The organism is Arthrobacter sp. NPDC080086 (assembly GCF_040702285.1).
Map to the genome: position 1 here is coordinate 1 of NZ_JBFBKP010000127.1, position 6,481 is coordinate 6,481.

The window sequence follows — 6,481 nt, forward strand, 5'->3', positions numbered from 1 at the left end:
GCTGGCCATCATCGTGCTGGGTGGGTTGGGTTCAGTGCCGGGCACGCTGGCTGCCGCGCTGGTGCTGGGCGTGGTGGAGTCGTTCGGCACGACCACCCGAGGTACCCAGCATCGGGTTCGGGCGCACGTGCTTCTTGGCAACGTTCACACCTTCCACCGTCACGTGCTCAGCGAGCACGGACAGCACGGTACCTTGCTTACCCTTGTCTTTACCGGTACGGACGATGACGCGATCGCCCTTGCGAATCTTGTTCATGCGGCCTCCGATTACAGCACTTCCGGCGCGAGCGACACGATCTTCATGAAGCGCTCGGTACGGAGTTCGCGAGTGACCGGCCCGAAGATACGGGTGCCGATCGGCTCAAGCTTGGTGTTCAGCAGCACGGCGGCATTGCCGTCGAACTTGATGAGCGAACCGTCAGGACGGCGCACGCCCTTGGCGGTACGCACCACCACGGCGTTGTAGATATCGCCCTTCTTCACGCGACCACGCGGGGCAGCATCCTTGACGCTGACCTTGATGATGTCGCCGACGCTGGCGTAGCGGCGCTTCGAACCGCCCAGCACCTTGATGCACATGACTTCACGCGCACCCGTGTTATCGGCCACTTCGAGCCGGCTTTCTGTCTGAATCATGGTGTTCTCGTCCCAACTTAATTCGCCAGACGCACAATGCGCAGAGGCGATCAGTCTTGGTCCCGCCGGCTGCTGGCATTGCGCCAACTGCGATTGGGTTGATCAACTTGAAGTCGGTAGCTGCCCGACGGCGACTGCCGCCTGGCCCATTCGCCTTTCCCTTTACTGCGCCGCCAGCGTAGCTGCTAGCAACTCTCTCAAAGGGAAAGACCGAGACTATATCACATAATCTCGGTCTTGCAACAGCAAACTACTGCGCTGTTGTTTTAGATCACGCGTGCAGCTTCAAGCAAACGCGACACCACCCACGACTTGGTGCGGGAGAGCGGACGCGATTCCGTGATCTCAACCTTGTCGCCTTCGTTGTACTGGTTGGCTTCGTCGTGCGCGTGGTACTTCTTCGAGCGCACCACGTACTTGCCGTACAGCGGATGCTTGACGCGGTTTTCGATCAGGACCGTGACGGTCTTGTCCATCTTGTTGCTGACAACGCGACCGACGAGCGTGCGCTTCAGGGACGTTGCGGCTTCAGTCATTTCTGGTTCCCCTTCTGGCCCAGCACGGTGCGGACACGCGCAATGTCACGACGCACCTTCTTCAGCTGGCTGGTGTTCTGCAGCTGTTGCGTCGCCTTTTGCATGCGCAGGCCAAATTGGGCCTTCAGCAGCTCAGAGAGCTCCTGGTTCAGCCCCGCGACATCTTTGTCGCGCAGTTCGGATGCTTTCATGGTGTGTGCTCCTTACGTTCCGACCTGACGCACCACGAAGCTGGTCGCGATCGGCAGCTTGGCAGCGGCCAGGCGGAATGCCTCGCGTGCCAGTTCTTCGCCAACGCCGTCCATTTCGTACAGCATCTTGCCCGGCTGAATTTCAGCCACGTAGTATTCCGGGTTGCCCTTACCGTTACCCATACGGACTTCGGCAGGCTTCTTCGAGATCGGCTTGTCCGGGAAAATCCGGATCCAAATGCGGCCGCCACGCTTGATGTGACGGGTCATCGCACGACGGGCCGACTCGATCTGACGTGCGGTCAGACGGCCGCGGCCCATCGCCTTCAGGCCGAATTCGCCGAACGACACGGCGTTACCGCGCGTGGCGATACCGGTGTTACGGCCCTTCTGCTCCTTGCGGTATTTCCTGCGCTTAGGTTGCAGCATGCTTATTCTCCAGTCTTGGCGTCGGCACCACGACGGGCACCTGCACCAGCACCGCGGCGCTGACCGGCCGGGCGACCTTCGCCCTCACGGCGACGGCCTTCCGGGCGACCCGGGCGGCGACGGCGCTCGTCTTCCTTCGGCTCTTCCACGACGGGCGCATCGTTGCGACCCAGGTGGTCGCCCTTGTACACCCACACCTTGACACCAATGATGCCGTAGGTGGTTTCCGCTTCGGAGAAGCCGTAGTCGATATCGGCGCGCAGCGTGTGCAGGGGCACACGGCCTTCGCGGTACCACTCGGTACGGGCGATTTCGATGCCGTTCAGACGGCCCGAGCTCATGATCTTGATGCCTTGCGCACCCAGACGCATTGCGTTCTGCATCGCCCGCTTCATGGCGCGGCGGAACATGATGCGGCGCTCGAGCTGCTGCGTGATCGAATCGGCGATCAGCTGTGCATCGACTTCCGGCTTGCGGATTTCTTCGATGTTCACGTGCACGGGCACGCCCATGCGACGCTGCAGTTCAGCCTTCAGCAGTTCGATGTCCTCGCCCTTCTTGCCGATCACCACGCCCGGACGCGAGCTGTAAATGGTGATACGCGCATTCTTAGCCGGACGCTCGATGACCACGCGGCCCACCGAAGCGTTCTTCAGCTTCTTCTTCAGAAACTCGCGAACTTCGATGTCTTCCTTGAGCATGCCGGCAAACTGGGTGTTGCTTGCGTACCAACGCGAAGCCCAGTTACGGCTGACAGCCAGACGGAAGCCAGTCGGATGAATCTTCTGTCCCATCGTGACCCCTTAGTTGCCCAGCGTCACAGTGATGTGACAGGTTTGTTTCTCGATGCGGTTGCCACGGCCCTTCGCACGCGCGGTGAAGCGCTTGAGCGACGTTGCCTTGTCGACGTAGATCGACTTGACCTTCAGCTCATCGATGTCGGCGCCTTCGTTGTGCTCGGCGTTCGCGATGGCGGACTCGACCACCTTCTTCACGATGCCAGCCGCCTTCTTCGGGCTGAACGTCAGCACGTTGAGCGCGCGCTCGATCGACAGGCCGCGGATCTGGTCAGCAACCAGGCGCGTCTTCTGTGCGGAGATACGGGCGCCGCGATGAATCGCTTTAACTTCCATGATTGCCCCTTATCGCTTCGCTTTCTTGTCGGCAGCGTGGCCCTTGAACGTGCGGGTGAGCGCAAATTCGCCGAGCTTGTGGCCAACCATGTTTTCCGTGACATACACGGGCACGTGCTGACGGCCGTTGTGAACGGCGATCGTCAGACCGATGAAGTCCGGCAGAATGGTCGAACGACGCGACCACGTCTTGATGGGCTTCTTGTCCTTGGTGCTCACCGCCGCTTCCACCTTCTTCAGCAGGTGGGCGTCGATGAACGGACCTTTCTTTACGGAACGAGTCATTTCTTAGCTCCTACCTACCGATTAACGCTTGTGACGGCGCTGAACGATCATGCTGTCCGTGCGCTTGTTACGACGGGTGCGGTAGCCCTTGGTCGGCGTACCCCACGGGGACACCGGATCACGGCCAGCAGCAGTCTTGCCTTCACCACCACCGTGCGGGTGATCCACCGGGTTCATCACCACACCACGAACGGTCGGGCGAATACCGCGCCAACGGGTTGCACCGGCCTTGCCGATCTGGCGCAGGCTGTGCTCTTCGTTGCCGACTTCACCGATGGTCGCGCGGCACTCGATGTGCACGCGACGCACTTCACCCGAGCGCAGACGCACTTGAGCGTAGATGCCTTCGCGAGCCAGCAGCACGGCGGACGTACCGGCCGAACGGGCAACCTGCGCGCCCTTGCCCGGCAGGATTTCCACGCAGTGGATTGTCGTACCGACCGGAATGTTGCGGATCGGCAGGTTGTTACCAGCCTTGATCGGCGCTTCCGAGCCGTTGGCGATAGCTTGGCCAACCACAGCACCCTTCGGGGCGATGATGTAGCGACGCTCGCCGTCAGCGAACAGCACGAGCGCGATGTTGGCGCTACGGTTCGGATCGTATTCCAGGCGCTCGATCTTGGCCGGGATGCCGTCCTTATCGTTACGCTTGAAGTCGACGATGCGATAGTGATGCTTGTGACCACCGCCCTTATGACGCGTGGTGATGTGGCCGTTGTTGTTACGACCCGACTTCTGGAATTGCTTTTCCAGCAGCGGAGCGTGCGGCGCACCCTTGTGAAGGTCGGGGTTGACGACCTTCACCATCGAGCGGCGGCCCGGCGATGTCGGCTTGGTCTTAACGAGTGCCATGATTACTTGGCCTCCGCTTCAAAATTGATTTCCTGGCCCGGCTTCAGCGAGACATAGGCCATCTTCACGTGGTTACGACGACCCATGAAGCGACCGAAGCGCTTTTGCTTGCCCTTGCGGTTCAGGATCTGGACGGAAGCGACTTCCACCTTGAACAGCAGTTCAACGGCAGCCTTCACCTCGATCTTGTTGGCGTCGGGAGCCACTTCGAACACGACCTGTTCGTTCTTCTCGGCCACCAGCGTTGCCTTTTCAGACACCACGGGCGCCAGCAGCACCTGCATCAGGCGATGGTCGTTCTTGGCAACTTGCGTCATTTCAGCAACTCCTCGATCTGCGCGACGGCACCCTTCGTCACGAGCACCTTCTTGTAGTGCACGAGCGACAGGGGGTCAGCGTGACGCGGCTCAACCACGAGCACGTGCGCCAGGTTGCGCGATGCCAGGAAGAGGTTTTCGTCCAGGTTATCGGTAATCACGAGCACCGAATCCAGGCCCATGGCGCCGAGCTTGTCGGCCAGCAGCTTGGTCTTGGGCGCTTCGACGGACAGGCTGTCAACGACGTTGATGCGACCTTCGCGGGCAAGCTGCGAATAAATCGAGCGCATGCCGGCGCGGTACATCTTCTTGTTGACCTTCTGCGAGAAGTTTTCTTCCGGGCTATTCGGGAAGATACGACCACCCCCGCGCCACAGCGGGGAGGAACTCATACCTGCACGGGCGCGGCCCGTACCCTTTTGGCGCCACGGCTTCTTGGTCGTGTGCTTGACCTCTTCACGATCCTTCTGCTTACGGTTACCGCTGCGAGCGTTGGCCTGGTAAGCGACGACGATCTGGTGAACGAGGGCTTCGTTATAGTCACGGCCGAACACTTCCGGCGAGGCAGCAACGCCAGCGCCGAGTTGACCGTTGTCCTGGAGCAGCTTCAGTTCCATGCGTTTGCTCCTTATGCCTTCTTGACGCGAGCCTTCACGGCCGGCGTGACGATGACTTGACCGCCCTTGGCGCCCGGGATTGCGCCCTTGACCAGCAGCAGCTTGCGCTCTGCGTCGATCTTGGCGATTTCCAGGTTCTGAACGGTACGGGTGACGTCACCCATGTGACCGGTCATGCGCTTACCCGGGAACACGCGGCCCGGATCCTGCGCCATACCGATCGAGCCCGGCACGTTGTGCGAGCGCGAGTTACCGTGCGTGGCGCGGCCCGACGAGAAGTTGTAACGCTTGATGGTACCGGCGTAGCCCTTACCAATCGTCACACCCTGGACGTCGATCTTCTGACCGACTTCGAACAGGTCGACGCTGATGTTCGCGCCCGGCTGGAATTCAGCGGCACGAGCGGCATCCACTCGGAATTCTTTGATGACTTCGCCCGCTTCCACGCCGGCTTTGGCGAGATGACCCGCCAGCGGCTTGGTGACGCGGCTGGCGCGTCGGGTGCCGAAGGTGACTTGAACCGCGGTATAACCGTCGGTCTCGTCCGTCTTGATTTGCGTCACGCGGTTGTCGCCGACCTCGAGCACGGTAACGGGAATCGAATCGCCGTCGTCCGTGAAAATACGGGTCATGCCAACCTTGCGACCTACAAGGCCAAGGCTCATGGTTTGCTCCATTCCCAGCTGCGATTGGCCGGGGCTGATTGATACTACGAATCTTGAACTGGACTGCGCCTAAAGAGACAGCGCGAGGCCAAATGGCCAGCCCACTCCCCTTGACTAAAGGGGTAGCCCTACACTATATCCCGCCTACAAACAATCTGCAAGCGCGATCATCGAATACGCGCACGAGCGTCGTGCGCAGCGCAACATTCGGCGCCCAAAAGCGAAACGGCGAGCACTTGGCTCGCCGTTTGCCCCGTTACCGGAGTGATCCAGCAGCGTTGTCTTGCTTACTGCAGCTTGATCTCAACGTCCACGCCAGCCGGCAGGTCCAGCTTCATCAGCGCGTCAACAGTCTTGTCCGTCGGATCGACGATGTCCATCAGGCGCTGGTGCGTACGGATTTCGAACTGGTCGCGGCTGGTCTTGTTGACGTGCGGCGAACGCAGAACGTCGAAACGCTGGATGCGGGTCGGCAGGGGCACCGGGCCCTTGACGATCGCGCCGGTGCGCTTGGCGGTCTCGACGATTTCAGCGGCCGACTGGTCGATCAGGCGGTAGTCGAAAGCCTTCAGGCGGATACGGATCTTCTGGTTCTGCATGATGTTTCCTTAAAGAGCATGGCGGCCGGGCCGCCGGTAGATTGAAAGAGCGATGCAACAGGCGATGCGCCACGCCCCTTACGAGGAACGGCGCATCGGTCCGCCTTTTACTTGATGATCTTGGCGACGACGCCAGCACCCACGGTACGGCCACCTTCGCGGATAGCGAAGCGCAGGCCTTCTTCCATGGCGATCGGGGCGATCAGCTTGACGGTGATCGA

General features: G+C 60.7%; 14 protein-coding genes. All 14 read right to left on the reverse strand.

Features of this window, described 5'->3' with window-relative positions; translation table 11 throughout:
• Nucleotides 1–31: 31 nt before the first annotated feature.
• Nucleotides 32–256 (reverse strand): 50S ribosomal protein L24, encoded by a 225-nt coding sequence (gene rplX, locus AB0305_RS22130; RefSeq protein ID WP_366174042.1) that lies wholly within the window; start codon nucleotides 254–256, stop codon nucleotides 32–34.
• Nucleotides 257–267: 11 nt separating this feature from the next.
• The gene (gene rplN / locus AB0305_RS22135; protein ID WP_003264129.1) at nucleotides 268–636 is read right to left on the reverse strand and encodes a 50S ribosomal protein L14; all 369 of its coding nucleotides are present in this window, start codon (nucleotides 634–636) and stop codon (nucleotides 268–270) included.
• A gap of 266 nt (nucleotides 637–902) precedes the next feature.
• A complete protein-coding gene (gene rpsQ, locus AB0305_RS22140) occupies nucleotides 903–1,172 on the reverse strand; it encodes a 30S ribosomal protein S17 (protein ID WP_004634482.1) in 270 nt (89 codons plus the stop codon).
• Entirely contained in the window at nucleotides 1,169–1,363 is a 195-nt protein-coding gene (rpmC, locus tag AB0305_RS22145) for a 50S ribosomal protein L29 (RefSeq protein WP_004634481.1), read from the reverse strand. The genes rpsQ and rpmC overlap by 4 nt, the downstream gene beginning before the upstream one ends.
• 12 nt (nucleotides 1,364–1,375) lie before the next feature.
• Complete coding sequence (gene rplP / locus AB0305_RS22150; RefSeq protein WP_003264123.1) at nucleotides 1,376–1,792, reverse strand: 50S ribosomal protein L16; 417 nt, start codon at nucleotides 1,790–1,792, stop codon at nucleotides 1,376–1,378.
• 2 nt (nucleotides 1,793–1,794) lie between these two features.
• Nucleotides 1,795–2,586, reverse strand: a complete 792-nt coding sequence (gene rpsC, locus AB0305_RS22155) for a 30S ribosomal protein S3 (RefSeq protein ID WP_124383233.1) — start codon at nucleotides 2,584–2,586, stop codon at nucleotides 1,795–1,797.
• Nucleotides 2,587–2,595: 9 nt separating this feature from the next.
• Nucleotides 2,596–2,925: a 50S ribosomal protein L22 gene (gene rplV / locus AB0305_RS22160; protein WP_366174046.1), complete on the reverse strand. Its 330-nt coding sequence runs from the start codon at nucleotides 2,923–2,925 to the stop codon at nucleotides 2,596–2,598.
• 9 nt (nucleotides 2,926–2,934) lie between these two features.
• The gene (gene rpsS / locus AB0305_RS22165) at nucleotides 2,935–3,210 is read right to left on the reverse strand and encodes a 30S ribosomal protein S19 (protein WP_252684639.1); all 276 of its coding nucleotides are present in this window, start codon (nucleotides 3,208–3,210) and stop codon (nucleotides 2,935–2,937) included.
• 21 nt (nucleotides 3,211–3,231) lie between these two features.
• Nucleotides 3,232–4,062 carry a 50S ribosomal protein L2 gene (rplB, locus tag AB0305_RS22170; protein ID WP_021197582.1) on the reverse strand — a complete coding sequence of 277 codons (831 nt, stop codon included), beginning with the start codon at nucleotides 4,060–4,062 and terminating at the stop codon, nucleotides 3,232–3,234.
• 2 nt (nucleotides 4,063–4,064) lie between these two features.
• Nucleotides 4,065–4,379: a 50S ribosomal protein L23 gene (rplW, locus tag AB0305_RS22175; RefSeq protein WP_039598701.1), complete on the reverse strand. Its 315-nt coding sequence runs from the start codon at nucleotides 4,377–4,379 to the stop codon at nucleotides 4,065–4,067.
• Nucleotides 4,376–4,996: a 50S ribosomal protein L4 gene (gene rplD, locus AB0305_RS22180; protein WP_021197584.1), complete on the reverse strand. Its 621-nt coding sequence runs from the start codon at nucleotides 4,994–4,996 to the stop codon at nucleotides 4,376–4,378. The genes rplW and rplD overlap by 4 nt, the downstream gene beginning before the upstream one ends.
• An 11-nt stretch (nucleotides 4,997–5,007) precedes the next feature.
• Nucleotides 5,008–5,661: a 50S ribosomal protein L3 gene (gene rplC / locus AB0305_RS22185; RefSeq protein WP_199033313.1), complete on the reverse strand. Its 654-nt coding sequence runs from the start codon at nucleotides 5,659–5,661 to the stop codon at nucleotides 5,008–5,010.
• Between the two features lie 287 nt (nucleotides 5,662–5,948).
• Nucleotides 5,949–6,260 (reverse strand): 30S ribosomal protein S10, encoded by a 312-nt coding sequence (rpsJ, locus tag AB0305_RS22190; RefSeq protein WP_004634473.1) that lies wholly within the window; start codon nucleotides 6,258–6,260, stop codon nucleotides 5,949–5,951.
• A 107-nt stretch (nucleotides 6,261–6,367) separates the two neighbouring features.
• The coding region (locus AB0305_RS22195) for a hypothetical protein (RefSeq protein WP_366174049.1) at nucleotides 6,368–6,481 on the reverse strand (114 nt) is incomplete at its 5' end.

What these genes read in the sequence shown, in the direction of transcription:
- rplX (WP_366174042.1), bottom strand. Translation starts at nt 256, where the DNA reads ATGAACAAGATTCGCAAGGGCGATCGCGTCATCGTCCGTACCGGTAAA.
- rplN (WP_003264129.1), bottom strand. Translation starts at nt 636, where the DNA reads ATGATTCAGACAGAAAGCCGGCTCGAAGTGGCCGATAACACGGGTGCG.
- rpsQ (WP_004634482.1), bottom strand. Translation starts at nt 1,172, where the DNA reads ATGACTGAAGCCGCAACGTCCCTGAAGCGCACGCTCGTCGGTCGCGTT.
- rpmC (WP_004634481.1), bottom strand. Translation starts at nt 1,363, where the DNA reads ATGAAAGCATCCGAACTGCGCGACAAAGATGTCGCGGGGCTGAACCAG.
- rplP (WP_003264123.1), bottom strand. Translation starts at nt 1,792, where the DNA reads ATGCTGCAACCTAAGCGCAGGAAATACCGCAAGGAGCAGAAGGGCCGT.
- rpsC (WP_124383233.1), bottom strand. Translation starts at nt 2,586, where the DNA reads ATGGGACAGAAGATTCATCCGACTGGCTTCCGTCTGGCTGTCAGCCGT.
- rplV (WP_366174046.1), bottom strand. Translation starts at nt 2,925, where the DNA reads ATGGAAGTTAAAGCGATTCATCGCGGCGCCCGTATCTCCGCACAGAAG.
- rpsS (WP_252684639.1), bottom strand. Translation starts at nt 3,210, where the DNA reads ATGACTCGTTCCGTAAAGAAAGGTCCGTTCATCGACGCCCACCTGCTG.
- rplB (WP_021197582.1), bottom strand. Translation starts at nt 4,062, where the DNA reads ATGGCACTCGTTAAGACCAAGCCGACATCGCCGGGCCGCCGCTCGATG.
- rplW (WP_039598701.1), bottom strand. Translation starts at nt 4,379, where the DNA reads ATGACGCAAGTTGCCAAGAACGACCATCGCCTGATGCAGGTGCTGCTG.
- rplD (WP_021197584.1), bottom strand. Translation starts at nt 4,996, where the DNA reads ATGGAACTGAAGCTGCTCCAGGACAACGGTCAACTCGGCGCTGGCGTT.
- rplC (WP_199033313.1), bottom strand. Translation starts at nt 5,661, where the DNA reads ATGAGCCTTGGCCTTGTAGGTCGCAAGGTTGGCATGACCCGTATTTTC.
- rpsJ (WP_004634473.1), bottom strand. Translation starts at nt 6,260, where the DNA reads ATGCAGAACCAGAAGATCCGTATCCGCCTGAAGGCTTTCGACTACCGC.